This is a genomic window from Halovenus carboxidivorans, from assembly GCF_009831575.1.
GTDB classification, from domain to species: Archaea; Halobacteriota; Halobacteria; order Halobacteriales; family Haloarculaceae; genus Halovenus; species Halovenus carboxidivorans.
This window is the reverse complement of record NZ_WUUT01000001.1, coordinates 547,554-573,308: the sequence shown is the minus strand read 5'-3', so window position 1 is coordinate 573,308 and position 25,755 is coordinate 547,554. Positions and strand designations below refer to the sequence as shown.

Annotated in this window: 31 protein-coding genes; 19 read left to right on the top strand and 12 right to left on the bottom strand. The window is 64.8% G+C overall.

All coding sequences use genetic code 11. The features are described from left to right. Positions 1-97: 97 nt before the first annotated feature. On the bottom strand, positions 98-775 hold the full coding sequence (locus tag GRX03_RS02815) for an MBL fold metallo-hydrolase (protein WP_159762662.1): 678 nt from the start codon (positions 773-775) through the stop codon (positions 98-100). A gap of 173 nt (positions 776-948) precedes the next feature. Here GRX03_RS02815 and GRX03_RS02810 point away from each other — a divergent pair, with 173 nt between their 5' ends. Then, complete coding sequence (locus GRX03_RS02810) at positions 949-1,641, top strand: HAD family hydrolase (RefSeq protein ID WP_159762661.1); 693 nt, start codon at positions 949-951, stop codon at positions 1,639-1,641. 3 nt (positions 1,642-1,644) lie between these two features. On the opposite strand, the gene GRX03_RS02805 is transcribed toward GRX03_RS02810, so the two are convergent. The 3 genes from GRX03_RS02805 to GRX03_RS02795 are packed head-to-tail and all read right to left on the bottom strand — an operon-like array spanning position 1,645 to position 4,156. Next, positions 1,645-2,610, bottom strand: a complete 966-nt coding sequence (locus GRX03_RS02805; RefSeq protein WP_201289161.1) for an mRNA 3'-end processing factor — start codon at positions 2,608-2,610, stop codon at positions 1,645-1,647. Positions 2,611-2,655: 45 nt separating this feature from the next. Next, positions 2,656-3,915 carry a Glu-tRNA(Gln) amidotransferase subunit GatD gene (gene gatD / locus GRX03_RS02800; protein ID WP_159762660.1) on the bottom strand — a complete coding sequence of 420 codons (1,260 nt, stop codon included), beginning with the start codon at positions 3,913-3,915 and terminating at the stop codon, positions 2,656-2,658. Between the two features lie 49 nt (positions 3,916-3,964). Beyond that, on the bottom strand, positions 3,965-4,156 hold the full coding sequence (locus GRX03_RS02795; protein ID WP_159762659.1) for a hypothetical protein: 192 nt from the start codon (positions 4,154-4,156) through the stop codon (positions 3,965-3,967). Positions 4,157-4,430: 274 nt separating this feature from the next. Between GRX03_RS02795 and GRX03_RS02790 the strand changes: the two genes are divergently transcribed. Next, on the top strand, positions 4,431-4,844 hold the full coding sequence (locus GRX03_RS02790) for a CBS domain-containing protein (RefSeq protein ID WP_159762658.1): 414 nt from the start codon (positions 4,431-4,433) through the stop codon (positions 4,842-4,844). Here GRX03_RS02790 and GRX03_RS02785 read toward each other — a convergent pair. Both GRX03_RS02785 and GRX03_RS02780 read right to left on the bottom strand, forming a co-directional pair. Continuing rightward, positions 4,841-5,170: a hypothetical protein gene (locus GRX03_RS02785; protein ID WP_159762657.1), complete on the bottom strand. Its 330-nt coding sequence runs from the start codon at positions 5,168-5,170 to the stop codon at positions 4,841-4,843. The two genes, GRX03_RS02790 and GRX03_RS02785, sit on opposite strands and share 4 nt — an antisense overlap. A gap of 108 nt (positions 5,171-5,278) precedes the next feature. Next, complete coding sequence (locus GRX03_RS02780) at positions 5,279-5,626, bottom strand: hypothetical protein (RefSeq protein WP_368277907.1); 348 nt, start codon at positions 5,624-5,626, stop codon at positions 5,279-5,281. Between the two features lie 246 nt (positions 5,627-5,872). Here GRX03_RS02780 and GRX03_RS02775 point away from each other — a divergent pair, with 246 nt between their 5' ends. The 7 genes from GRX03_RS02775 (at position 5,873) to GRX03_RS02745 (ending at position 11,387) form a co-directional block, all read left to right on the top strand. Further along, positions 5,873-6,277, top strand: coding sequence for an NADH-quinone oxidoreductase subunit A (locus GRX03_RS02775; RefSeq protein WP_159762656.1), 405 nt, complete (start codon positions 5,873-5,875; stop codon positions 6,275-6,277). 77 nt (positions 6,278-6,354) lie between these two features. Continuing rightward, positions 6,355-6,990: an NADH-quinone oxidoreductase subunit B gene (locus GRX03_RS02770; protein ID WP_368278058.1), complete on the top strand. Its 636-nt coding sequence runs from the start codon at positions 6,355-6,357 to the stop codon at positions 6,988-6,990. Then, positions 6,987-8,666: an NADH-quinone oxidoreductase subunit D gene (locus GRX03_RS02765; protein ID WP_159762654.1), complete on the top strand. Its 1,680-nt coding sequence runs from the start codon at positions 6,987-6,989 to the stop codon at positions 8,664-8,666. Before GRX03_RS02770 ends, GRX03_RS02765 begins: the two co-directional genes overlap by 4 nt. Beyond that, positions 8,663-9,715, top strand: a complete 1,053-nt coding sequence (locus tag GRX03_RS02760; protein ID WP_159762653.1) for a complex I subunit 1/NuoH family protein — start codon at positions 8,663-8,665, stop codon at positions 9,713-9,715. Before GRX03_RS02765 ends, GRX03_RS02760 begins: the two co-directional genes overlap by 4 nt. Positions 9,716-9,761: 46 nt before the next feature. Next, positions 9,762-10,223, top strand: coding sequence for a NuoI/complex I 23 kDa subunit family protein (locus tag GRX03_RS02755; protein ID WP_159762652.1), 462 nt, complete (start codon positions 9,762-9,764; stop codon positions 10,221-10,223). A gap of 108 nt (positions 10,224-10,331) precedes the next feature. Next, the gene (locus GRX03_RS02750) at positions 10,332-10,742 is read left to right on the top strand and encodes a DoxX family protein (RefSeq protein ID WP_233739771.1); all 411 of its coding nucleotides are present in this window, start codon (positions 10,332-10,334) and stop codon (positions 10,740-10,742) included. A 66-nt stretch (positions 10,743-10,808) separates the two neighbouring features. Next, complete coding sequence (locus GRX03_RS02745; RefSeq protein ID WP_159762651.1) at positions 10,809-11,387, top strand: MBL fold metallo-hydrolase; 579 nt, start codon at positions 10,809-10,811, stop codon at positions 11,385-11,387. A 1-nt stretch (position 11,388) separates the two neighbouring features. Here the strand turns inward: GRX03_RS02745 and GRX03_RS02740 are convergent, their stop codons facing one another. From GRX03_RS02740 to GRX03_RS02730, 3 genes are read right to left on the bottom strand one after another with little or no spacing between them, the layout of a single operon-like run. After that, positions 11,389-11,859 (bottom strand): cupin domain-containing protein, encoded by a 471-nt coding sequence (locus GRX03_RS02740; protein ID WP_159762650.1) that lies wholly within the window; start codon positions 11,857-11,859, stop codon positions 11,389-11,391. A 50-nt stretch (positions 11,860-11,909) separates the two neighbouring features. Next, entirely contained in the window at positions 11,910-12,719 is an 810-nt protein-coding gene (locus GRX03_RS02735; protein ID WP_159762649.1) for an ATPase, read from the bottom strand. After that, positions 12,716-12,982, bottom strand: a complete 267-nt coding sequence (locus tag GRX03_RS02730; RefSeq protein WP_159762648.1) for a DUF5827 family protein — start codon at positions 12,980-12,982, stop codon at positions 12,716-12,718. The genes GRX03_RS02735 and GRX03_RS02730 overlap by 4 nt, the downstream gene beginning before the upstream one ends. A 136-nt stretch (positions 12,983-13,118) precedes the next feature. On the opposite strand from GRX03_RS02730, the gene GRX03_RS02725 reads away from it, so the two are divergent. The 4 genes from GRX03_RS02725 (at position 13,119) to GRX03_RS02710 (ending at position 15,615) form a co-directional block, all read left to right on the top strand. Then, complete coding sequence (locus GRX03_RS02725) at positions 13,119-14,261, top strand: sensor histidine kinase (protein ID WP_159762647.1); 1,143 nt, start codon at positions 13,119-13,121, stop codon at positions 14,259-14,261. A gap of 43 nt (positions 14,262-14,304) precedes the next feature. Then, positions 14,305-14,676, top strand: a complete 372-nt coding sequence (locus GRX03_RS02720; RefSeq protein WP_159762646.1) for a VOC family protein — start codon at positions 14,305-14,307, stop codon at positions 14,674-14,676. 6 nt (positions 14,677-14,682) lie between these two features. Next, a complete protein-coding gene (locus tag GRX03_RS02715; protein WP_159762645.1) occupies positions 14,683-14,853 on the top strand; it encodes a DUF1289 domain-containing protein in 171 nt (56 codons plus the stop codon). 69 nt (positions 14,854-14,922) lie between these two features. After that, positions 14,923-15,615 carry an SDR family NAD(P)-dependent oxidoreductase gene (locus GRX03_RS02710; RefSeq protein ID WP_159762644.1) on the top strand — a complete coding sequence of 231 codons (693 nt, stop codon included), beginning with the start codon at positions 14,923-14,925 and terminating at the stop codon, positions 15,613-15,615. A gap of 82 nt (positions 15,616-15,697) precedes the next feature. Here GRX03_RS02710 and sod read toward each other — a convergent pair whose 3' ends face one another. The 3 genes from sod to GRX03_RS02695 form a co-directional block, all read right to left on the bottom strand. Then, positions 15,698-16,309, bottom strand: a complete 612-nt coding sequence (gene sod, locus GRX03_RS02705) for a superoxide dismutase (protein WP_159762643.1) — start codon at positions 16,307-16,309, stop codon at positions 15,698-15,700. Between the two features lie 265 nt (positions 16,310-16,574). Next, the gene (locus tag GRX03_RS02700) at positions 16,575-17,993 is read right to left on the bottom strand and encodes a cryptochrome/photolyase family protein (protein WP_159762642.1); all 1,419 of its coding nucleotides are present in this window, start codon (positions 17,991-17,993) and stop codon (positions 16,575-16,577) included. Between the two features lie 80 nt (positions 17,994-18,073). Beyond that, positions 18,074-18,685 carry a hypothetical protein gene (locus tag GRX03_RS02695; RefSeq protein WP_159762641.1) on the bottom strand — a complete coding sequence of 204 codons (612 nt, stop codon included), beginning with the start codon at positions 18,683-18,685 and terminating at the stop codon, positions 18,074-18,076. A gap of 92 nt (positions 18,686-18,777) precedes the next feature. Here GRX03_RS02695 and GRX03_RS02690 point away from each other — a divergent pair, with 92 nt between their 5' ends. The 6 genes from GRX03_RS02690 (at position 18,778) to GRX03_RS02665 (ending at position 25,673) form a co-directional block, all read left to right on the top strand. Beyond that, positions 18,778-20,499 (top strand): glutamate--tRNA ligase, encoded by a 1,722-nt coding sequence (locus GRX03_RS02690; protein ID WP_159762640.1) that lies wholly within the window; start codon positions 18,778-18,780, stop codon positions 20,497-20,499. Between the two features lie 101 nt (positions 20,500-20,600). Continuing rightward, positions 20,601-20,939 (top strand): 4Fe-4S dicluster domain-containing protein, encoded by a 339-nt coding sequence (locus tag GRX03_RS02685; RefSeq protein ID WP_159762639.1) that lies wholly within the window; start codon positions 20,601-20,603, stop codon positions 20,937-20,939. Between the two features lie 120 nt (positions 20,940-21,059). Further along, positions 21,060-21,941, top strand: a complete 882-nt coding sequence (locus GRX03_RS02680) for an electron transfer flavoprotein subunit beta/FixA family protein (protein ID WP_159762638.1) — start codon at positions 21,060-21,062, stop codon at positions 21,939-21,941. A 2-nt stretch (positions 21,942-21,943) separates the two neighbouring features. Then, positions 21,944-23,614: an electron transfer flavoprotein subunit alpha/FixB family protein gene (locus tag GRX03_RS02675; RefSeq protein ID WP_159762637.1), complete on the top strand. Its 1,671-nt coding sequence runs from the start codon at positions 21,944-21,946 to the stop codon at positions 23,612-23,614. 2 nt (positions 23,615-23,616) lie between these two features. Continuing rightward, positions 23,617-25,275, top strand: coding sequence for an FAD-dependent monooxygenase (locus GRX03_RS02670; protein ID WP_159762636.1), 1,659 nt, complete (start codon positions 23,617-23,619; stop codon positions 25,273-25,275). Then, complete coding sequence (locus GRX03_RS02665; RefSeq protein WP_159762635.1) at positions 25,272-25,673, top strand: hypothetical protein; 402 nt, start codon at positions 25,272-25,274, stop codon at positions 25,671-25,673. The genes GRX03_RS02670 and GRX03_RS02665 overlap by 4 nt, the downstream gene beginning before the upstream one ends. The last annotated feature ends 82 nt before the right edge of the window (positions 25,674-25,755 follow it).

Sequence of the window (25,755 nt, the reverse complement as noted above, 5' to 3'; positions counted from 1 at the left end):
TAGCGTGTACAATGTAAAATAGAATGCCCCGTAATAGAGGGTGGTATTTAACGGAGATGGAGCACCCGACCGCCCCAGATAGTAGCAACGCGTCTCTTCAGGAGTCTCGACCCGCCGCGATTTCGGCAATTCGCTCGGTCCCCTCCTCCACGAATCCGCCGTGATAGCACAGAACGCGGTCGACATCCAGCGTCGCGAGCGCGTCCACGGAGGCGAGCGCTCGCTCCACGTCCGGCGTGTACTGCTCGTTCGGTCCCTGAAGGCGGCCGTCTGCGGCGGTCAGCGCGTCGCCGGCCAGCAACAGTCCCTGCTCGGGGAAGTGCAGAGAGATGTGTCCGGGGGCGTGTCCGGGCGTAAATACGACATCCATCGGCCCGGCCGCAGTCCGGTACCGGACCCCGTCGACGAGTTCGACGTCGACCGGTTCCGGCGGGTATCGCTCGCCGTCAGGAGATTTGATCGGCTCTTCGCGTCCGTCGACGTACGGTGCGCAGCGCTCGTGGGCGTACACGACGGCGTCGGTTCGGTCGACGACCGTCGAGAGCGATCCGGCGTGGTCGCCGTCCTGGTGTGTCAGGACGACGCCGCGAACGTCGTCCCAGTCGAAGCCCGCGTCGTCGAGGTTCGCCTCGATCTGATCGGAAAGTCCCGCGAAACCGGTGTCGATCAGGAGAACTCCTTTCGGGGTCTCGACGGCGGCCGGATGGACCGTCGTCGTCCGGTTCTCTCGTTCGATCGTCTGGGCAACGGCGTGGACGCCGGTGGTGATCTCCATGACAGCGATACGTACACTCGGTAATTAAAAGCACGTCAGCCGGGTTGCAGTCCGGGTCGGGGCCGGGACTGCGGCCGCCGGGTGTGTCGTCGCGTTCGCGCCCCGCGCGGGGGGGAACGGAGACCGTCACGGAGGGCGGTAGCTTCATATCCGGCCATCGAGAATCCACGCGCATGGCAGCAATCGATCCGGACGCGATTTTCTGGGATATCGGCGGCGTGATCGTCAGACTGGAGAGCATCCAGTCGGGGCACAGAGACTTCGTGAATTCGCTGCTGGCGGAGTATCAGTCGCCGTTACCGCCGGCGGAGGCGCTGGAGACGTGGCGAGAGACGCTCGGGGAGTACTTCCGGGGCGGCGAGGGCACCGAGTACCGGACCGCGCGGGAGGGATATCGGGTCGCAATCGACGAGATTCTCTCGGGAAGCGTCGAGGACGCCGACTGGGAGCCGCTCTTTCAGCAGATCCACGACGAACACGCCGAACCGCACGACGGGGCGGTCGAGACGATCCGACGACTCTCCGAGGGGGAGTTCCACCTCGGCGTGATCAGCGACGTGGACGACGAGGAGGGCGAGCGGTTGCTCGAAACCTTCGGCGTCCGGGAGTATTTCGACTCATACACGAGTTCCGAGGCGGTCGGCTACAAAAAGCCCGATCGGCGGATGTTCGAGACCGCCCTCGAAAAGGCCGGCGTCGAGGGCGAGCAGGCGGTGATGATCGGCGATCGGTACGAGAACGATATGAAAGGCGCGGACGCGCTCGGGATGACGACGGTTGCCTTCGGTGCCGAGGACGGCCCGGCGGTCGATTACCACGTCGACGAACTGCGGGAGATCCTGACGCTGGTCGGGATGGCGGAGTGAGCCTCAAAACTCCCCGAGAGAGGTCTGATTCTGCTTGATCGTCTGCGCGTCGTACCCTTCGCTGGTGAGATAGTCAGCGAGGGTGTCACCGGAGCCGTGCTGTGTGTAGATCTGGTCGGGATCGGCAGCCTCGACCAGTCCACAGAGTTCCGCGAAGTCACAGTGATCCGACAGCGCGAAGGTCACGTCGTAGTCGCCGCGGAACTTGAACGACGAGTCGACCGCCCAGCCCGAGAAGCCCGCCACCGGCGCGTCCAGATCGGCGGCGAGGTCCTGGATCCAGTCGAGGCGGCCGCTGGTCATCGGGAGGACGAGGGCGTCCTCGGCGGTCAACTCGACGTCGTCGGTGAACGACTGTGCGGGGAACTCAACCCCGAGGGCGTCCTCGATGGGTCCGTTGACCCGTTTTACCGCGTCGGTCGTGTAGACGGTGCGACCGGCGCGCTCTGCGAGTAACTGGAGTTTCTGTGCGCGGCCGAGAGCGTATCCCAGCAGAATGACCGGCCGGTCGGTGTCGGTGAGCCACCCGTGAATCTCGGCGACCAGTTCGTCGTGGTCGGGAAAGACGTACTCGGGTTCGCCGTAGGTCGCTTCGGTGATCAACACGTCCACGTCCGGCACCTCGAACCCGTCGAGGTAGAACCGCGAGCGCGTGCAGACGTCCCCGGTGTAACAGTACCGCGTGCCGTCGGGGTCGGTGATGATCGCCGCACGCGATCCCGCGACGTGGCCCGCCGGGACCAGATCGACGCGGTCGTCGGTCGTTCTGTGCAGCGGTTCGTCCCTGCGGGCGGTGCCGAGGGCCGCGGTGAGTTCCGAGCAGACCGCCGTCGTCTCGCCCTCGGGGAGGTGGTCACCGTGGGCGTGAGAGACGACGGCCACGTCGCCGTCCGGCTGATCCGCATCGCAGACGACGCGAGTCCCGTCGGAGAGTTCGATCTCGATGCCGTCGCGGTACCGGACTGTCACAGCACGGCGTAAGCGACTCGGCCTAAAAGATCGTTCGCAGGGCGGTCACTCGGCCTCGGAGACCGAGCGGTCGGTGATCTCGCCGGCGATCGGTGTCCGCATCGTCTCGGCGGTGGACTCGGTGTTGGCCAGCGCCCACATCAGTTTGACCTTCGCGGTACCGGGCAGCATGTCCTCTCCTTCGATCACGCCGGCGTCGAGCAGATCCCGGCCGGTGTCGTAGACGCGGTCACAGACGCGGCCGTCGAGACACTGGCTGGTCATGACGACATCGGTGCCGGCGTCGATCAACTCCTCGATGTGGCCGATCCAGTCGGTGTTGACGTGACCGAGGCCGGTCCCCTCGATAATGATCCCCTCGCTGTCGGCGACGGCGTCGAGCATCGCCGGACCGGTTCCGGGGGTGAACTTGACCAGTTCCACGTCGGTTTCGAGGTCGGCCGCGATATCGAGGTCGGCCTCGCCGCGGCGCTGGTACTCCCGGCGGAACGACACGTCGGTGTCGCCGTCGCCAGTCGCGTACTCGACGGTTCCGAGCGGGCGGCGGCCGACCGTCTCGAAGGCGTCGCGGCGGGACGTGTGGTTCTTGCGGGCGCGCGTCCCCCGGTGGAGGGCACAGCGGTCGTCGGACTGGCTGGCGTGCATGCAGACGAGCACCTCGGCACAGTCGCTTTTCGCGGCCTCGACGGCACAGACGGCGTTCATCACGTTATCGGAGGAGGGTCGGTCCGCCGAGCGCTGGCTCCCGGTGAAGACGATCGGGACCGGCGTGTCCAGCATGAACGCCACGGCGCTGGCGGAGAACTGCATCGTGTCCGTCCCGTGCATCACGACGACACCGTCGGCACCGGCTTCGATCTCCTCGTAGATCGCGTGGGCGAGATCCTGCCAGACCTCCGGCGTCATGTTCTCCGAGAGGATGTTCGCGACGACGCGGCCGCGGTAGTTCGCTCGCCCGGCCAGATCCGGAACGGCCCGGAGCACGTCCTCGGCGTCGAACTGCGCGGTGACCGCTCCAGTCCGGTAATCGACCGTCGAGGCGATGGTCCCGCCGGTCGAGATGAGCGAAATCGTCGGCAGTCCCTCCTCGAACTCGATGCTCGACTGGCCGTCCTCGTCCTGAGCGCTCTCGATGTCGTACACGTCAGATTCGAGCACGTCGACGGTAGCGTCCTCGCGGTCGATACCGACGTTGTACCCGCTTTCCAGTTTCACGACCAACTGCTCGGGCGTCGAGGAGGGGAGCAACACGCCCTCGAACTCCTGACCGCCGCGTTCGACGTGAACCCTGTCGCCTTCGTTCATACCCCGGAGTATCCGCCGGCCGGACTTGAAACCATCCGTTCCGGACCGCTCAGCGAATCTCCGTCACCGGGACCGCGCTGTGTCGGTCGACGGTGATCCACTCCGAGGCCGTCGCCTCGCCCTCCGGCGTGAAGATCGTGAGTTCCGTCGGCTCCTGCATATCGTCGAACAGACATTCGAGTTCGAACTCCGGCTGTTCGTCGAGCGATCTGTCGGTGGCCTGCTGTTCGTGCGTATACATCGGTCAGGTCGTCTCCTCGTCTTCTTCGTCGGGTTCGCGACGACTACGGACGTACTCGGTGTGCGGGGCGAGCCAACTTTGGTCAGTATTTCGCGCCATATCTGTTCGAAGTCACCAAGGATACAAAATAGTTTTGGATATACGTATCCTAATTCCTAATATTTGCTCTGGTATTTCGAACTCTGCCGCAAGCCAGCGAACGGTCGTAGCGGATTTCCCGCCTCGGGTGGAAATCGTGGAAACGGCTATATATCGTCAGTCAAATTGAACGTTCATGGAGTGGGAAGATATCGACGTGCGAGCGGCGATGTCGACGCCGGTTCGGGAGGCCGAGGGGACGACCGCAGTGACCGAAGCCGCGAGGATTCTCTGTGAGGAACGCATCGGGTCGGTCCTCGTTCGCGGGACGCCGGACGGAATCATCACCGACACGGACATCGTGCGCGCGGTGAAGAACGGCCGCGATCCCGAGACGACGGCAATCGCGGAACTCAAAAGCAGTCCCGTCATTACCGTTCCAGTCGAAGCACAGCTACAGGAGGGGGCGGAGCTGATGAGCGAACACGGTGTCAAGAAGTTGGTCGTCACCGACGGCGGGGAGTACGTCGGGGTCGTGACGACGACGGATCTGGTCGAGCAGGTCACCCCCGAACTGGGGGAGATCATCAGCGTGTTCGCGACCGATTAGCCGGGGAGGATCACCGTCGGCAGAACGATCCAGAAGACGATCGTCCCGACGATGACGGCGAGGATGCCGTAGGAGGACATCGGTTTCCGGTCGTAGATGCGGTAGGCGCAGTACATGGCCGGCAGCGCGGTCAGGAGTGGCGTCAGGAAGAAGCCGAACGCCGCGACGAGGCCGCCGCCGTACTCCCACATCGCCAGCGAGATGGCCTCGTCGGAGTCCACGGCAGCGCCGCAGTTGAAGCACTTGTCACTCCCGCGGACCGTCCGCTCGCCGCACTCCGGGCAGACCGGTCCGTCGTGGTCCCCGTCGGCCTGTTCGACAGCCATATCGGAAGCTATGGGCCGGATGTGTATAAGCGGCCCCGTTTCGGGCGGTTACGGGGGCGCGTCGTTGGGAGTGGTACCGACGCGTCGGGGGCCGATACGCGGTGTCTCTCAGAGAAACTCCCGAACGTCGGAGTACCACATATCGTGTTCGTCGGTCTCGTCGATGGCGCGGGCGATTCTGACGGCGATGGCGTGCCAGCAGAGCTGTTCGGGGTCGTCCGGGTCGAGGTTGTACTCGGCGTCCTTGCAGGTGCAGCCGTCGTCTTCGACTACGTACTCGTCGGCGCGGCCGACGACGACGGTGAAATCCCGGTACTCCTTGACGCGCTTCTCGGAGACCGCCTCGATTGCCTTGTCGCCGCGGTCGCCGTGTAACTGCATAATACGATCGACTGTGTCGGGGGTGAGCGTCCCGGCTTCGGCCAGGCGTCGTTCCCAGTCGTCGACCGCGGTCACGCCGAACAGTAGGGGTGGGGCTGTGAAAATGGCGTCGGTCCCAGCGAACCGACAGAGCCGCCCGTCGAGACCGAGCCGACGTTCACCGCCGGGCCGGAATCTGCGAACCGACAGGTTCTGCCAGAATTCCCGTTCAGAGTGAATAATCATGGTTATTCACCGGGAAATAGGCGACAGCTGGCGGGCAGAAAAGAGAAACACTGAACCCTTATGTGCGCCCGCTGCAAACCCCCAACAGAGACTCGAATGAGTGATTGGATCGCGATCGGGGCGCTCGCCGTCGTCGCAGTGGTGATTCCGTTGTCGATGATGTTCATCTCGTGGCTGATTCGGCCGAGCGTGCCCGAACAGGGGAAACGCGCCACCTACGAGAGCGGCGAGGTGCCGACGGGGAGCAGCCGCCAGGTCAAGTTCAACATCCAGTACTACATGGTCGCGCTGCTGTTCGTCATCTTCGACATCGAAACCGCGTTCATCGTCCCGTGGACGGTCATCTTCGATGGCGCGGTCGAGGAGGTCGGATTCGCGCAGGCCTTCGCGCCGATGGCGGTGTTTATCGGGCTGCTCGTCGTCGGACTCGCGTGGGCGTGGCGCAACGGCGCAGTCGAATGGGTTCGCAGCGCGCGAGCCGAACGCCAGCGGGTAGAGTAACTATGAGCAAGGAACAACAACTTCACGACACGCTGGAGCAGGCACAGTCGAACGGACAATCGACGCAGGCGGACCGGATGGGATCGGGCGCAGACGAGCGGTTCAACTCGAAGCTCCGGCAGGCCTTCGGGAGCACGCCCTTTATTCTCACCAAGTTCGACCAGTTCATGAACTGGGTTCGGGGGAACTCGATGTTCATGCTCCTGTTCGGAATCGCCTGCTGTAGCATCGAGATGATGCACACCTACGCGACGAAACACGACCTCGACCGGTTCGGGGCCGGCGTCCCCCGAGCCTCGCCCCGACAGGCCGACGTGATCATCGTCCCGGGAACGATCGTCTCGAAGTTCGGCCCGCGGATGAAACGCGTCTACGACCAGATGCCCGAGCCGAAGTTCGTCGTCTCGATGGGATCGTGTACCATCTCCGGTGGCCCGTTCCAGGAGGGGTACAACGTCATCAAGGGCGTCGAGGAGATCATCCCGGTCGACATCCACGTGCCGGGCTGTCCGCCCCGGCCGGAGGCGCTGGTCTACGGCGTCCTCAAACTCCAGGAACAGATCCGCCACGGCGAGAGCGCCCCCGTGACGGTCAAGCCCTACGAACTCGAACAGTTCGGCGATCTCGACCGCGACGAACTCGTCGACGAACTCGCGAGCGAGATCGACGAGGAGGATCTCGTGATGCGGTACAACTGGGCCGAGTCACCATGAGCCTGCAGGAACCCACTCCAGATCTCGATCCCGGCGAGAACCCGGACGGAACCCTCGATTACGACGAACTCGCCGGTCTGCTCGGCGAGCACGTCATCGACCGCGAGCAACACGAAAACGCCACGGCGTTCGTCGTCCGACCGGACGAGGTCGAGACGGTGCTGGCGACGCTGAAACGAGAGGCCGGGTTCGATCACTGTTCCTGTGTCACTGCACAGCAGTACCAGGACCGATACGAGTCGATCTACCACCTCAAGAAGTACAAAGACCCGACACAGGAACTGTCGGTCGTCGTGCCGACCCCGTCGGACGCGCCGCTGAGCCAGAGCGCAACGGGCGTCTACGACACCGCGAACTGGCACGAGCGAGAGGCCTACGATCTGGTCGGCATCGAGTACGACGACCACCCGGACCTGCGCCGGATTTTACTGCCCGAGACCTGGCAGGGCCACCCGCTCGGGCTGGATTACAACCAGAAGAAGCCACAGATCGTCCCGCTGCGTGAACACGCCAATCCCGTCGAGGAGCGGACACAGGTGCCGGGCGACTCCGATACGATGTTCGTCAACATCGGTCCGCACCACCCGGCGACCCACGGCGTCCTCCACCTGAAGACGGTGCTCGACGGCGAGCAGGTCGTCGATGTCGACCCCGATATCGGCTATCTGCACCGGTGTGAGGAGCAGATGTGCCAGCAGTCGACCTACCGTCACCAGATCATGCCCTACCCCGACCGGTGGGACTACATCTCGGCGGGGATCCTCAACGAGTGGGCGTACGCTCGCACGGCCGAGGAGATGGCCGACATCGAGGTGCCCGAGTACGCGCAGGTGCTGCGGACGATGTCCGCGGAGATGTGCCGGATCGCCGCGCACCTGCTCGCTGTCGGGACCTTCGCGCTCGACATCTACGGCGACTTCACGGCGATTTTCATGTACGCCGTCACCGACCGCGAGAAGGTCCAGAACCTGCTCGAAGATCTGACCGGCCAGCGGCTCATGTTCAACTACCTCCGTCTCGGCGGGACGGCGTGGGACCTGCCGGAGCCGCGAGACGAGTACTTCGAGAAGGTCCGGGACTTCTGTGAGTACATCCCCGAACGGCTGGAAGAGTATCACAATCTCCTGTCCTCGAACGAACTGTTCCAGATGCGCGTGATGGATACGGGGATTCTCCCGCCGGAGGAGGCCAAAAGCTACGGCTGTACGGGGCCGGTCGCGCGGGCCTCCGGCATCGACTACGACCTGCGCCGGGACGACCCGTACGGCTACTACGACGAACTGGACTGGAACGTCATCACCGACGACGGCTGCGACAACTTCTCGCGGGCGCTGGTCCGTCTCGAGGAGATGCGCGAGTCCGCCCGGATCATCGAGCAGTGTGTCGACGTGCTCGAAGACTGGCCGGAGGACGAACGCGAGATCCAGGCCAACGTCCCCCGGACGCTCAAACCCGAGCCCGACACGGAGATCTACAGGGCCGTCGAGGCCGCGAAAGGCGAACTCGGCATCTACATCCGCTCCGACGGGACGGACAAGCCGGCGCGGTTCAAGATCCGCAGCCCGGCGTTCTGCAACCTCCAGTCGTTGGAGGTCATGGCCGAAGGCGAGTACGTGCCCGATATGGTCGCCGCGCTCGGCAGCCTGGATATCGTCCTCGGGGAGGTGGACCGATGACGCTGCCCGACACCATCAGCGGCCTGCTCGGAATCGACGGGGTGGTCGGGACGGTCATCGGCGCGTTTCTCGGTGCCGCGCTGATCGGAACGATCATGCTCGCGAACGCGGCGCTCGCAGGGCCGTGGGCCAAGCGAAAGATCACGGCGGCGTTCACCGACCGGATCGCGATCAACAAGCTCGGGCCGCTCGGGCTGGGCCACATCCTGCCCGACGCGGTTCGGCTCCTCTCGAAGGAACTGATCGTTCCCGAAGGCGTCGACCGTCCGGCGTGGGACATCGCGCCGATCATCATGGTCTTCTCGGCGCTTTTGGGCTTCGCGGTCATCCCGATGGGGAGCGGCATCCATCTCGCGGACCCGTCGGTCGGGCTGATCTTCGCGTTCGCGGTCGCGTCGATCGCTTCGGTCAGCCTGGTGATGGCCGGCTACTCCTCGAACAACAAGTACTCGTTTCTGGGCGGGCTGCGCGCCGTCGCGCAGAATCTCGCCTACGAGATCCCGCTGATCCTGACGGGGCTGTCGGTCGTGCTGTTCGCCGGGTCGCTGCAGATGAGCGAGATCGTCGCCGCCCAGCAGGAGACCCTCGCGCTGGGGCCGATCGGAATTCCGGCGTGGTTCGGCCTCGTGAACCCCTTCGCGTTCGTGCTCTTTCTGGTCGCGAACGTTGCAGAGGTGGGGCGGAACCCGTTCGACATTCCCGAAGCGCCGACCGAGATCGTCGCCGGCTTCCAGACCGAGTACTCGTCGGTGTACTTCGTGTTGCTGTATCTCGGCGAGTTCGTCCACATCTTCCTCGGCGGCGCGCTGATCGCGACCATCTTCCTCGGCGGCCCGGCCGCACCGATCGCTGCGCTGAGCGTCGTCCCCGGATTCATCTGGTTTTTGATCAAGATCTGGGGCGTGTTCCTGTTCACGCAGTGGCTGCGGTCGGCGCTGCCGCGGGTCCGGATCGACCAGTTGATCGAAATCGGCTGGAAGGGCATGCTCGTCCTCTCGATTGCGAACCTGTTCCTCACCGCGGTCATCGTGGGGGTGCTTCCGTCATGAACGTGAGCTATTCAACCACCGAGTCCGTACACGGAGGTATCGAGCCATGATCGGGGTCCTCAAGGGAATGGCGACGACGATGAAACACGCCCTGGACGGAGAGACGTTCACCGTCGCCTATCCGGACGACGAACCGGAGGTGTCGCCGCGGTTCCGCGGCGTGCACAAGTTCAGCCAGGAGCGCTGTATCTGGTGTCGCCAGTGTGAGAACGTCTGTCCGAACGACACGATCCAGATCGTGATGGACGACAAGCGCAACGGCGAGCAGTACAACCTCCACATCGGCCAGTGTATCTACTGCCGGCTCTGTGAGGAGGTCTGCCCCGTCGAGGCCATCGTTCTCACCCAGAATTTCGAGTTCGTCGCCGACACGAAAGACGAGTTCGCATTGAACAAAGAAGAGCTGAAAAACGTCCCGTGGTACAACGATATCGATCCCGTCCAGACCCGGGAACCGGACCGGGAGGCGTGGGTCGGCGAGGGCGAGGGCGAACTCGACTATCAGTAGCCGGGGCAATCGTCAAAGGCGAACCGCGTTCGCGGGTTGTCGGTGTTTTCGCTCCGCGGAGGATCGGTGACCGGTCGGATTTTACCCGAGCAGTGACTACTCCCGTCAATGCGTACCCTGCTGGCCCGGCTCAAGCGACCGCTGTGTTACGTGATGGGAGTCTTCTACGTCGTCGCTGGGGTGTTGCACTTCGTCAACCCCGACTTTTACCTCCAGATCATGCCGCCGATGCTCCCGGCGCCGCTGGCGCTGGTGTACCTCTCCGGAGTCGCGGAGATCGTCGTCGGCGTCGGGGTGGTGATCCCGCAGACGCGACACTACGCGGCGCTGGCGACGGTCGCGCTGCTGGTCGCGATCTATCCCGCGAACATCTACATGGCCGTCAGCGGTGTCGTGGGGAGCGAACTCGTCCGGTGGGGCCGGCTACCGCTGCAGGGGGTGCTCGTGGCGTGGGCGCTGTGGTACACCGACTCCGGCGAGCGCCGCTCGGCCAGCGGTGCGCTCAGTGAGGGCGGTTGAGCGGAGTCGTGACTGCGAGCGGCGTCGACCGGTATATCCAAGCCATCGCCGCTCCTACCCGGAGGTATGATTCAGAATCTCGCGACGGGACAGGCCGGGATGACGAGCAACGTCTTCCTGGTCGACGGCGACCGCACGGTGCTGGTAGACGTCGGGATGGAGTTCGACGTGGTCGGCGAAGCAACGCAGTACGTCGACGACGTCGACGCCGTCGTGCTGACACACACTCACCCCGACCACGTCGGAAATCTCGACGACGTGACCGAGGCCTTCGGCGTCGACGTGTGGGGCTTCGACCCCGAACAGCCGGGTGTCGACCACGAAATCGAGGACGGCGATCAGGTCGACATCGGCGACCACAGCTACGAGGCACTCCACACGCCGGGACACAAAAACGACCACGTCTGCCTGTACGCACCGGCCTCGGGCGTGCTCTTCGCCGGGGATCTGGTCTTCGCCAACGGCGGCTTCGGTCGGACGGATCTCGACGAAGGGGACCGTGAGCTACTGATCGAGAGCATCGAGAAACTGCTCGAAGCCGTCGGCGAGAACTGCTCGGAGATGCACACCGGCCACGGCCCGAGCGTGACGACGAATCCGATTCAGGATATCGAACTCGCCTACCAGGCCGCCCAGATGCGCTGAGTTACGCCTCGAAGGATTCGCCGCACTCGGGACACTCCACCATCGCGCCCGCCTCGGTCGCGACGAACTCCAGGTAGTCGCTGTCGCCGCAGGCCTGACACGGGGCGGCGACGCGGATGTCACTGGACTCCTGTGGCGCGCCGAGGGCGAGCGCACGCACTACGTCGTCGGACTCGTTGCGGCCCTGCTGGTACTCGCCCGCCGGGAACCGAATCATCTCCTCTTCACCGACGGTGACCGTCTCGCTGTCGGCCGTCGGTGACTCCTGTACCTCGAACGTCGCTTCGCCTTCGAGGACGACGAACGCCTCCTCCTGATCGAGGTGGGCGTGCAGGCCGCCGGTAAACTCCTCCCCGGGTTCGAGTACGTAGTAGTTCATCGCGAACTCTGCCGCGTCGAGCGCATCCGCGACGCTGTCGCTGTTCATCGGGTTCGACTGCGGATCGAGGTCGTCAAGGTCGACTGTATTCATGCACCTAAATGCGGGGCGGATCTGTTAAAAAACGTACTGCCGTCGGAGAGCTACCAGCCGTCGGCCACGGCGAGCAAGGCGTCGTAGGCGTCGCCGTACTCGGTCGCGACGGTGTCGGGATCCCGTCGCTGTTCGCTGGTGAGCGGTGGCAGCGAGGCCGTCTCGACCGGATCGGCCAACCCGGTCACCGACGAGACGCGCTCTTCGAGTTGGCCGTGGAACGAGCCTTCCGTCCCGGAGGCGACAGAACAGGCCTTGACGAACCGCGGGCCGTCGTAGATCCGGACCCGCCGGGGTTCGACGACGGCCACGCCGTCGGGTTCGATCCCGCGGATCGGCCGGGCGATGTCGCTGTAGGACTCGACGACAGCCCGGTCGGTCGTCTCGATTGTCCGTCGAAGCGCCTCCAGGGCCGGAATGTGTGCACGTTCCATCACCCGGTTGAACTCGCCAACGTCTTCGACGACGACCGAATCAGACAGCGGGAGGTGTTCGCGGGCGGACTCGGGAAGGGCTGCCGACCCGTTGCACACGTACTGCTCGCCCGCCCGGTCGATCAGGAACTCCCGGCCCTCCTGGCCGAGCAGTCCGCCGCCGTCGTGTGTCGGCTGCCAGAGCCTATGGACGGGGTTGATATCTGTCGGGTCGAGACTGCCGGGGCTGGCGGCCGCCAACCGGGCGGCGTCTTTTCCGTGGAGCGTCCCCCGCTCGATTGCGCTGCGGTAGTCGTCGTGGTGAAACCAGTAATCGTTGCCGGCCCGGGGTTTGAACCCCACGGCCCGGGTCCGGGCGACGAGACCGGTCGAAAACGTCGTCTTTCCGGCGTCGACGCGCTCCGAGCCGACGACCAGAAGCGTCATCGTGCGAGTCCGTAGTAGCCGGGCTCCGTCTCGTCGGTCGGCTCCGCGAAGACGAACTCCTCGGCGTGGTTCATCATCCACGGAATCGCCCAGTCGAGCAGGACGTTTTCGGTCTCGACATCGAGTTCCTCGTCGGGGTCGAGCCCCTGCAACAGTCGACCGATCTCGTAGACGGTGTACAGTTTGTCGGGATCGAGAACCTCGTCCGGTTCGCGGAAGGCAAGCGGTCGCAGATCGTCGGCTGAGTCTCTCGCAATCGGCATATCGACCCGTAATACAACGGCGCTGGTAAACACTCCGGTTGCGGGAGCTACGCGGGGCCTCGGCTATACGTACGAGAGAAGGCAGTGTTGGGCCAGTTGCTGAACATATATGAGTCTGTGGCACCAATATCTGGCAATGAGTTGGCTGGGCCGGCCGTCCGTGCTGCAACTCGCACCCGGCGAATTTTCGCTCGCGTACTACATAGCGGCGTTTCTGCTGGTACTGCTTATCATCGGTGCGGGTCTCGGACTCTGGTTGCTTCGGACGGAATCGGGGACGGAATCCGTCGACGCCGAGCGGCTGATCAACGCCTTCGACGAACCGGTCACCGTGCTCGACCCCGAGGACGACGTACTTCTCGCAAACGTCCCGTTCAGGGCGATGTTCGGCGAGGATCTCAGCGGCGAAGCGGCCGCGGACGTGTTCGGCTCGCATCCGGAGATCCAGACAGCGGTCGAGGAGAAAGACGAGACGGTCGTCGAACTCGACAGCGAAGGGGGCAAGCGGACCTATCGGGTGCAGTTGTACCCGATCGGTCGCCAGCCGCGGCCGCCGCGGAAGTGGGTGGTGGTGCTTCACGACGTGACCGAACACCAGAACCGCCGGGCCGAACTCGAAGCCGAAAACGAACAGTTAGAGCAGTTCGCGAGCCTCATTTCTCACGACCTCAGGAACCCGCTCGACGTTGCCATCGGCCGGACGAACGCCGTCAAGGAGCAACTCGACGATTCGGAACTCGAAACCCACCTCGCCCGGACACAGGAATCGCACGAACGGATGCGCCAGATCATCACCGACGTGCTGACGCTGGCCAGGGACGGCCACGGGATCGGTGAGACCGAACCCGTCCCCATCGAGACCGCGGCGATGGACGCGTGGTCACACGTCGACACCGACGACGCGTCGCTGTCTCTCGACACGCAGTTAGTGATTCAGGCAGACGAGAAGCGACTCGTCAGGGCGTTCGAGAACCTCTTTCGGAACGCGGTCGAACACGGCGGAGACGACGTGTCGATCGAGATCGGACGGATCGACGGCGGCTTTTTCGTCGCCGACGACGGGGAGGGAATCGACCCGGACGACCGGGAGTCGATCTTCGAGCCGGGCTACTGCAGCGACGAGGACGGGACGGGTCTCGGCCTCGCAATCGTCTCGGAGATCGCGGAGGGCCACGGCTGGACGGTCTCGGTGACGGAGTCGGCCGACGGCGGTGCACAGTTCGAGTTCACTGGCGTCGATCAGGCCCCCGACGAACTCACCCCGCAGGCGGCGGAGTGACGGCTTCGACGTGTTTATTTTCCGGGCCGACACAGTCCGTAGCATGGACGCACTTCACGTCTGTCTGAACGTCTCGGACGCCGACGAACTCGCACAGTGGTACAAGGACAACCTCGGCTTCGAGGACTCCTGGGAGTTCACAAGCGAGGACGGCGAAACGCGAAACGTCTACGTCGCCGACGACAACGGCTTCGAACTCCAACTTTCGGACACCGAGGGCAACGAAGAGTTCGACGCGGGGACGGCGTGGGACCACTTCGCAGTCCACGTCGAAGACGTCGACGCGGCCTTCGAGGAGATCGACGACCACGGCGTCGTCGAGGAGCCGAGCGACCAGCCCGCTGCCGGCGCTCGAACCGCCTTCCTCAAGGATCCGGACGGCCACGTCGTCGAACTGATCGAGCCACTCGAATAGCGATCGATGGGAGTCGAGTCACCGTGTGTCGATGTCTGCGCGCTCGACGGCGACATCTGTGTCGGATGCGGGCGGACGGTAGCGGAGATCACCTCGTGGCAACGACTCACTGACGCGGAGAGAGCACAGGTACTCGAGGCGATTGCCGATCGGGAGTATCCGGTCGACGCGCGTTGATCGAGCCTCGAACACGGCGGATATCACCCGCGGCGGGTGGTTTTTGGGTGCGCTGGCCCTCGCTCGGATATGGACGTGCCGCTGTACGAGCACCTGGAGGGGCAGGTAGCGCTTGTGACCGGGGCGACCCGCGGAATCGGAAGACGAATCGCCGACGGACTCGTCGACCACGGCGCAATCGTCTACGCCGGGGCGCGTGACACCGACGACATCACCGACGACGACCGGCGGCCCGTCGAACTGGACGTGACCGTCGGTGCCCAGCGCAGGGCCGCTATCGACCGCATCGAGGACGAAGCCGGCCGACTCGACGTACTGGTCAACAACGCTGGCATCATGGACAGCCGGGAGTCCCTCGCCGAGATGCCGGCCGAAACCATCGAACAGACTCTGGAGACGAACCTCCACGGCCCGATTCATCTGACCAGAGGGGCGCTCGATCTGCTGTTGGATCGCCCCGGCGGGCGCGTCGTCAACGTCTCCTCGGGACTGGGGAAACTCACGGACACACAGACCGGGGGGATGCCGGCCTATCGGATCTCGAAAACAGGCCTGAACGGGCTGACGAAGTATCTCGACGGCGAGTACGAGGAGGTGATCGCCAACTCGGTCTGTCCGGGCTACGTCCAGACCGACATGACCGAGGGGTCGGCACCGCGCACGCCGGAGAAGGGGGCCGAAACGCCCGTCTGGCTCGCGCGGTTCCGGCCGGACGCCCCGAGCGGGGAGTTCTGGCGGGACAAGTCACTGAAACCCTGGTAGCGCTCGGTGCACGGAGCCGGTGCTGTCCGGTCGTGCTCGAAAAAATGGCGATGGTTGCGCGCCCGAGTGCTCGGCGACGACTCTACTCGAACAGTTCGACGACAGTATCGTACTCGTCTGCGACCTTGTCCCAGTTGAGGACCTCGAAGAAGCCGTCGATGAACTCGCCGCGGTCCGGGCCGTAGTCGTAGTAGTAGGAGTGCTCCCACACGTCACAGGCGAGGATCGGGTGTGAGCCCCAGAGCGCGCCCTGGTCGTGTTTGTCGACCGCGACGTTGCGAAGTTGTTTCGCAACCGGGTCGTAGACCAAAAGCGCCCACCCGCCTGCGGCGGATGCGGCGGCCTTGAACTCGCCTTTCCAGCCTTCGTAGGAACCGAAGTCCTCCTCGATGCGGTCAGCGAGTTCGCCCTCGGGTTCGCCGCCGCCGTCCGGGTGCATGTTCTCCCAGAACAGCGTGTGGAGGTAGTGACCGCTTCCGTTGTGGGTCACGTTGCCGAGTGCTCCGGCCGAGGAGCCGAACTCACCGCTCTCGCGGTTCTCGGCGAGTGTCTCTTCGGCGCTCGCGAGGCCGTTGACGTATCCCTGATGGTGGGTGTCGTGATGCCACGTCACCACCTGTTCGGAGATGTGCGGTTCGAGCGCGTCGTAGTCGTACGGAAGTTCCGGCAGTGCTGGGTCTGAATGTTCTGGCATAGTTTGATCCCTCTGTTTTCATATGTCGGCTGGCAGTGTCAAAAAGGTTCCCGAGCCGGTGATTTAGCGTCCGTCCGAAGAGCGGATCACCCGCCGTCGTGGGATTTGGCCGCGTAACCCCCACCGTGGGTCCAGCGGACCCGTACGTGGCTCTTTTCGCCCGCGAGCCGAGGGTCGAGAGCCGACTCCTTCGCTTCGCTCACTCACGGGTCGCTACGCTCCCCGTTCGTGCGAACCGAGATCCTCGCTGCGCTCGGATCTCGCGTCACTCGTCGCCACGCGCTCTCTCGAACATCGCAATCGCCTCCTCCCGACGCTCGCTGTGATCGACGATGGGGGCCGGGTACTCGCTGGCGTGCATCTTCCGCGTCCCGATGTCGAGTTCGTGCCAGGAGTGAATCGTCTCCGCCGGCACGTCTTCGAGTTCGGGGACGTACTCCCTGATGTACTCGGCGTCCGGATCGTACCGCTCGCCCTGTGTCATCGGGTTGAACACCCGGAAATACGGCTGTGCGTCGGTGCCGGTCGAGGCCGCCCACTGCCAGCCGCCGTTGTCGTTCGCGGTGTCGTGATCGACCAACTGCTCGCGGAACCAGTCGTACCCCTCCCGCCAGTCGATGAGCAGATCCTTCGTCAGAAACGAGGCGACGATCATCCGCACGCGGTTGTGCATGTACGCCTCCTCCCGGAGCTGGCGCATCCCGGCGTCGACGATGGGATAGCCCGTCTCGCCGCGCTTCCAGGCCTCTAACGCCTCCGGGTCCTCGCGCCACTCGATCTCGTGCTCGTAGGACTTGTAGTTCTCCGTCACGGCGTCGGGTCTGTCCCACAGAACCTGCGTGTAGAACTCCCGCCAGGCGAGTTGGTCCTGGAACTCGAAGACAGACTCGCGCTCGCTCTCGGAGTCGCCGTCGGCGCGAGCGCGGTCGGTCGCGTCGTAGACCTCTCGAACGCCGATCGTACCGTACTTCAGGTGGACGGAGAGGCGTGAGGTACAGCGGTCGGCGGGGTAGTCGCGGCGCTCGTCGTAGCGGTAGATATCCTCCGCGCAGAACTCCCGGAGTCGCTCGCGGGCGGCCTCCGTGCTCGCCTCCGGCAGATCCGCGTCCGGCTCCTCGAAGCCGAGTTCGTCGAGTGTGGGGATGTTCGCACGGGTGCGCTCGACTTCTCCCGACTCGACGGCGGCGAGATCGTCGGCGGTCGGCGGCTCCAGCGGATCGAGTTTCTCCCGGTCGTGCCACTTCTTCGAGAAGTAAGTGAACACCTTGTAGGGATCGCCGTCGTTGGTCGTGATCTCGCCGGGTTCGTGATGGACCGCGTCCTGGACGGCCGTCCGTTCGATGCCCGCGTCGTCCAGCGCCTGCCGGACGGCCGCGTCGCGACGACGGGCCAGGCCGGTGTAGTCGGTACACCACGTTACGCCGTCGGCGTCGAGCGCCGCGGCGATACCGGGGACGAGTTCGGTCGGATTCCCGTGCGCGATCAACAGATCGCTGTCGCGGTCGCGGTAGGCCGCCCGTAGCGACTCGAGCGCGTCGAGCATGAACGCGACTCGGGGGGACGCGCCGTGGGTCAGGACGGTCGGATCGAAGACGAACAGCCCGACGGCGTCGTCGGCCGTCGCGGCGTCGAGCCCCCGGTTGTCGGCGAGACGGAGATCCCGGCGGTGCCAGTGAATCTGCATGCAGGCGTGTTGGACGCCAGCCACTTGAACAGTCGCGTTTCCGCACCGGGCCAGAAGGCAATCGCGAGCCGGGGTGTGGCTCACTCCACCGCGAAGACGAGCCGTTCGTTCTGGGCCGCGCCGCGGCGGGGAATCGTCTGGACGACTTTCGCCACCTCGACGCCCCGGGGGAGCCGCTCGACCAGCGTGACCATCCGGGCCTTGCTGTTCGGTTCGAGTTCGACCTGGCGGGTGTGACAGCCGGGGCCGAGCTGTGCGGGTTCCAGCGAGAGCTGTGCCGGTCCGTATGTGTACTCGTCGGTCCCGATGAACTTCGTGCGGGCGCTGCGCCAGCGGAGCCGCTGGTCGGTCCGGTTCTCGATGTCGAACAGCGCGACCTGGCGTGGATCGTCCTCGCCGGGATCGAGCTGGTGAGCGTAGACGAAATCCCGGAGGTCGATCTGCGGGACGCCGACCAGCGTGGCGGACACCGACCGGCTTTCGACCGTCGTCGGACTGGTCGCGGTCCGAGAGACGGCGTCAGCGAGAGTCTCCGGTCCAGACTGGCTGTCCGTCCGGGGTCGGGAGTCGTCGACCCGGGTCGGATCGGTGGCGTCCCCGGAGTCGGTCGCGGGCGGGGAGGGACGACCGTCCGTCGATCTCGGGCGGCGGGAGCGGTCGTACGGCTCGATGGCGTCGTCGTCCTCGCTCATCGGGCGGGACTACTGTCTAGCGTGGTATAAGGATTACCGTGGCCGGGCCAGACCGCCCCAGTTTTCACCTCCCCGCCCCCAATGAGGGGGTAATGGACGAGGATCTTCGTGACCGGATCAAAGAACAGGCCGAGATCGACGCCCTGTACAACGCCATCGAACACGAAAGCGAGGCCCAGGTCGGCGCGATCATGGGGCCGCTCATGGGCGAGAACCCGGAGTTCCGTGAGTACGGTGACGAGATTCCCGGCGTGATCGCGCCGGTCGTCGAGCGGGTCAACGAGTTGAGCCACGAGCAGCGCCGCGAGCGCCTCGACGAACTCGCTCCCGAACGACTCGAAGAGATCGACGCCGAGGAGGAAGAAGACGACCAGGCTCTCCCGGACCTGCCGAACGCCGAGGAGGGGGAGGTCAGGATGCGCGTCGCCCCGAACCCGAACGGTCCGTGGCACATCGGTCACGCACGGATGGCCGCCGTCGTCGGCACCTACAAGGAACTCTACGACGGGTCGTTCATCTGCCGGTTCGACGACACCGACCCGGAGACCAAGCGGCCCGACCTCGACGCCTACGAGCAGATTCTCGACGCGATCGAGTACCTCGGGTTCGAGCCCGACGAGGTGCTCAAAGCGAGCGACCGGCTGGAAACCTACTACGACCACGCCAGAGACCTCATCGACGCCGGCGGCGCGTACACCTGCTCGTGTTCCGGCGACGACTTTTCGGAGCTGAAAAACGCCGGCGAGGCCTGCCCGCATCGCGACAAGGACACCGAGACGGTCCACGAGGAGTTCACGGAGATGATCGAGGGGGAGTACAGCTCCGGGGAGATGGTGCTCCGGGTGAAAACCGACATCGAACACAAGAACCCGGCGCTGCGGGACTGGGTGGGGTTCCGGATGATCGACACGCCACACCCCCGCGAGGAGGCCGCCGAGTATCGGTGCTGGCCGATGCTCGATTTCCAGAGCGGGGTCGACGATCACCTGACCGGGGTCACCCACATCATCCGCGGGATCGACCTGCAGGACTCCGCCAAACGCCAGCAGTTCGTCTACGACTACTTCGACTGGGAGTATCCCGAAGTGATCCACTGGGGCCACGTCGAAATCGACGAGTACGACGTGCCGATGTCGACCTCGACGATCAGCGAACTGATCGAGGACGGCGAGTTGGACGGCTGGGACGACCCGCGCGCACCGACTATCGAGAGCCTCCGGCGACGGGGGATTCGCGGCGAGGCTATCGTCGAGGCGATGACCGAACTCGGGATGTCGACCTCGAACGTCGACCTGGCGATGTCTTCGGTGTACGCGAACAACCGCGAGTTGATCGACGACGAGACCGACCGGGCGTTTTTCGTCCGCGAGGAGGACGGCGGTGCCGTCGAGAAGTCCCTGTCCGGCGGACCGGCGACCGCGAGCGTCCCGATCCACCCCGATCACGAGGACCGCGGGACACGGGAGATACCAACCGACGACGGCGTGCTCGTCGAGTCCGATGATCTCCCCCCGACCGGCGAACGCGTCTGGCTGAAAGGGTTCGGCTGTGTTCGACACACCGAGGACCGCTTCGAGTACACCGGCGACGACCTCGACGTGACCCGGGAGGAAGATGTCGATATCGTCCACTGGGTGCCGGCCGGCGAGAACGTCTCCCTCCGACTGCGGACCCCGGACGGCGACGTCTCGGGGTACGCGGAACCCGGCGTCTCCGGGTACGGCCCCGACGACCGACTGCAGTTCGAGCGGGTCGGATTCGTTCGGATCGACGCCGTCGACGAGGAACGGGTCGCCTACTACACACACTCCTGATCGCCGCGTTTGCTAAGCGATAGCCCCGAGCGCGCCAGTTCCGTCGTGTTGTCCGTTCGGTGGAAAATTTAACTGTACGGGAGGAGTGGGTACAGTTAGCAATGGCAATCGATCCAGAGTTCGAACAGAGTTACGAGCAGATCGGTGAGAACGACGACGTGGCGATCTGGTCGCCGGACGGAGAGGAACTCACCGAGGAGAAACAGGGGATCCACGGCACGCACGTCGCGGTGGATTTCGACATCTGTCTGGCCGACGGGGCCTGTCTCGAGGACTGTCCGGTCGACGTCTTCGAGTGGGTCGACACACCCGGCCACCCCGAAAGCGAGATCAAGGCACACCCGACACACGAGGAGCAGTGTATCGACTGTATGCTCTGTGTCGACGTCTGTCCGGTCGATGCGATCGATGTCGATCCGAGTCGCGCCGGTCGTATCTAGACGAAAGCGGTAGGAAGACGCCTCACAGCGCTGTTTTTCACCCGAAGAAGACGAACATGTGAACGAGCGAAACACTTACCACGGAGTGTGTCGCGTACTCAATCTAGGGTAGTGCTATACATGCACATGGTCACACTCACCAAGGGCGTTCCCGACTTCAGGGAGGGGAAGGTATCGTTCGACGAGGAGGGTCATCTCGAACGGGGGAAGACGCCGACCGTCATGAACCCGAACGACAAGATCGCGTTACAGGCGGCGTTGCAGGCGAAGGTTCGCGTCGGGGGGCGTGTCTCGCTGATGAGCATGGGGCCGCCGGGCTACAAGGAGGTGCTCCAGGAGGGCATGGAGGACGTCTACGCCGACGACCTGTACCTGCTGTCGGACAGGGAGATGGGCGCGGCGGACACGTGGGCGACGGCGATGACGATTTCGACGGGACTGGCGATGTTCGACGAGGAACCGGATCTGATCTTCGCCGGCTTCAAGACCGCCGACGGAGAGACCGGCCACACCGGACCGCAGACGAACTGGTGTATCGACATCAACGACGAACTGACCGACCGCCCGATCATCACCCACGTCATCTCGCTGGATATCGACGAGGAGGAACGGACAGTGCGGGCGAAACGGCTCGTCGAGGGCGACATCTCCGAGATCGAAACCGTCGAGGCCGATCTGCCGGCGTTCATCGTCACCGATCCGGAGTTCGAGCCGAGCTACCGCCGGGCGGAGTATCGCCTGCGGTACAAGGACCTCCGCGAGGACGCCGAAGAACGGGCCGAGGCGTTGGATCCCGAGGAGGACATCACCGTCTGGGATCACGAGGATCTCAACCTCGACCCGGATTTCATCGGGCTGGACGGCTCGCCGACGATCGTCGCCGGCGTCGACCCGATCCCGAAGGGGCCGGACGAGCGAGAGGCGACGATGATCGATCCCAGCGACGACAGCGAGATGGACAGCGTGTTCCAGGAACTGGCGGCGTACGCGGGAGGTGACTGACGATGGTCGAACTCGATCCGACAGACCACGAGATTGCCGATCTCGGGCCGAAGGTCAACGAGATCGACGACGCCGACGAACTCAGGGAGATGTTGGCACTGGAGGAGGAGGGCGAGGATCGGACCCCCGTCAAACAGCTCATCGAGAGCCGCATCGACACTCTCGAAGACGACGAGGAGGACGATCCGAGCGAGGCCGACCTGACGGAGTTGACTATCGCGGACATCGCGAACATGGTCCGGGACATCGACGATGTCGACGTGCTCGAAGATCTGCTGGAGCGAGAACAGGAGGGGAAGGAACGCAAGGGAGCGATCAACCAGATCGAAAGCCGAATCGAGTCCGTCGAGGGGACCGACGAATCGGACACGGAAGAAGTCGAGTACGTCCCGCCGGAAGAGAAGTATCCCGACCTCGATCATCCGACGGCGGACAAGCAGTACGTCGAGGGGGTCTCCGGCGAGACCTACCGCGACATGTGGGTCTACTGTGAGACACAGGACGGTGATCTCACGACGACAGCCAGAGAGATGCTCGGCCGTGCGCGCGAACTGATGGACGAGTACAACCGCGAGGACGGCGAGCGCGAGGACACCGCCGCCTACGGCGGCGACGAAGACGGCGACCCCGAGGAGGTCGTCGCGGTCATCATCGGCGACGACGTCGCTGCACTCGCCGACGAGGCGATCGCGTACGGCGCGGATCGGGTCGTCTATCACGAGGACGAGCGACTCGGGCGGTTCCGACACAAGCCGTACACGGAGATCTTCTGTCACATGTGTCGGGACTTCGATCAGGAGTGGCGCGACTACCACGAGCCCCGGTACAACGTCTTCCCGGCGACGAACAACGGTCGGGACCTCTCCGCGCTCGTCCAGGGCGAACTCGACAGCGGACTCGCCTCGGACTGTTCGGACCTGTACATCGACGAGGCGATGATCTCGAACCCGGCGAAGACGGGCGCGCCGGGCGAGTCCAAGGAGTTCGAGCGGGTGTTACACATGCCCCGACCCGACTTCTCCGGGTTCGAGTACTCGACGATTCTCTGTATCGACAAGCCACACCGTGATTTCCACCCGCAGGGAGCCAGCGTCATCCCGGGCACGTTCGACGTGCCCGATCCCGATCCCGACCGCGAGGGCGAGGTCGTCGAACACGATATCGACCTCCCCGAGGAGTGGTTCCAGATCGAGGTGACCGAGTACGACCGCCTGGAGGAGGGAGTCGACCTCTCCGGGCACGAAGTGATCGTCTGTATGGGCCGAGGGATCGACCGCGAGGACCCCACGAGGGGGATCGAACTCGGCCTCGAACTCCGGGATGCCTTCGACGACGCCGAACTCGGGTTGACCCGCGGGGTCATCACCGCCTCCTACGAGTTCGAGGGCCACGTCGAGCAGTACATCACCGAGGAGCGCCAGATCGGCGAGTCCGGGCAGGTCGTCGAACCGGATCTGTACATCGCCGCCGGCGTCTCCGGCGCGGTCCAGCACAAGGTCGGCATGGACGAGTCGGACACTATCGTGGCGATCAACACCGATCCGGAGGCCGACATCCGCGGCTTCTCGGATTACTTCGTCGAGGGCGACCTCTTCGAGGTGCTGCCGCGGCTCACCGAGGCCCTGGAGACGGGCGAACTGACCGACGCTGTCGCGAAAGCGAGTGACGATTAACAATGACCGACTACGAACACTACGAGGCCGTCGTCGTCGGGTGTGGCCCCGGCGGCGCGACGGCGGCAAAGACACTGGCAGAACAGGGCGTCGAGACGCTCGTGCTCGAACGGGGGACCGATGCGGGGGCGAAAAACGTTTCCGGAGGGTTGCTCTACGGCGAGCAGTCCGCCCCGTACACCTTCGACGACGTGTTTCCGGGGGTGCGAGCGGAGGCGACCGAGCGGCCCGTCGACGACCACTACATCCACAACATCGCCGGCGACACGGTGAAGACCTTCGACCTGGGGAAACTGCACCACCACGACACCGAGTGGTGCGATTCCGTCCTCCGGCGGACGATGGACTCCTGGGTCGCCGAGCGAGTCCACGAGGCCACGCGCGAGACCGGCGGTGGCGTCCTGACGGACGTACACGTGAACGGACTGCTGCGGGAAGGCGGACAGATCGTCGGCGTCACGTCCGAGGAACTCGACCCGATCAGAGCCGACGTGATCGTCGCGGCCGACGGCGTCAACTCCGAACTCGCCCGCGACGCCGGGCTGATGGACTGGGAGGAACCCGAGGAGTGGTTCCAGGGCGTCAAGGCCGTCGTCGAGATGCACCCCGAGACGATCAACGAGCGGTTCGGTCTCGAGGAGGACGAAGGGGACGCACACCTCTTTTCGGGTGATCTCTTCGACGGCGTCCGGGGCGGGGGCTTCCTGTACACGAACGAGTCCTCGCTGTCCATCGGGACGGTCTTCCACCTGGACTCGATTGCCGACAGCGGCGCGGAGCCACACGAGTTGCTCGATTCCCTGCTGACGCATCCGCTGCTGGAGCAGTGGTTCGACGGGGAGTACCACGAACGGGAGTACTCCGCGAAACTCGTCCCGGACTCGAAGAAGGTCGCCCACCCCTCGCCCCACCGCGGGCGGTTGCTGCTGGTCGGTGACGCGGCCGGGCAGATGCAGGCGCAGGGACCGGTAATCAAGGGGATGAACCACGCCGTCACTGCCGGCGGGCTGGCCGCCGAGGCGATCATGGAGGCGAAAGCCCGCGGGAATCCGCGCTCGGCCGGCGACCTCTACGAGCAGAAGTTGTACGACGAGGGCGTGATGGCGAAACTCCGACCGCGACGCTACCGGGCGACCCATGCGCTGTCGGAGAGCGACCTCGTGACCGGCGTCGGGAGTCGGCTGCTCGATTCCCCGGTCGGGACCGCGGGCCTGAAACTGTTCGGCGGGTTGCTCGAACGCGCGTACAACTCCCCGTATCTGCTCGGGATGATCCCCGACACGCGGCTCACCTACGTCGACGTGCCGACCCGGATCGGGGAAGTGCTCGGAACCCGGGTCGTCGACGAGAGCGAGATCGATCCGCCGGAGTTGGACGACCGGATCGGCGATCTGACCTACGACGTGGACGATCCGCACATCGAACTGCTCGACGACAGTTTCGAGGCCTCCGGGACGGCGGTCACGGCCTGTCCGGTCAGCGCGAGCGGCTTCGGCGGGGGCTGTTACCGCGAGGAGACCGTCACGACGAACGGAACCGAGGAGAAGAAAGTCAGCCTGGACACCCAGCCCTGCGTCGAGTGTGGCACCTGTGCGGTGGTCGCGGACACGAAGTGGGAGCATCCCGGCGGCGGCAAGGGTGTCGAGTTCGAGGACGGATGACGACCGAACAGCCGGGAAGCGACCGGCCGGCAGTCGAGCGGTTCGGCGAGCGCATCGACGACCTGGCCGACCGGGCGACCGAGGACTGTGCGGCCTTCGAGCCGCCGGCCTCGCCCCCGGACGAACAGCGGGCGATGAGCTACCTCCGGACGGGGGCAGGCCCGGCGATTTCGCTGTACATCGAGGCCCGCACCGGCGGACAGATGGTACAGTTCCCGCCGGATCAGTACCGCGCCCTCGAAGGGGCGATGAACGACTGGCTGGGGCTGTACGCGGCCTGTTACGGCGTCGAGATGAGCCCCGAGTTCGCGCTGCGGGAGGCCGCCGAGTTGCTGCTCGATACGCACAATATCGGGGACGTGGCACAGCTACTGACCGGCGTCCCCGAGCGGTCCTGAACCGTGTCGTTTCGGCAGGCGGCACTTTCTCCGGGAGAGAAAGCAGTACAGTTTTTTATCCGATCCGAGTAAACGAACTGAC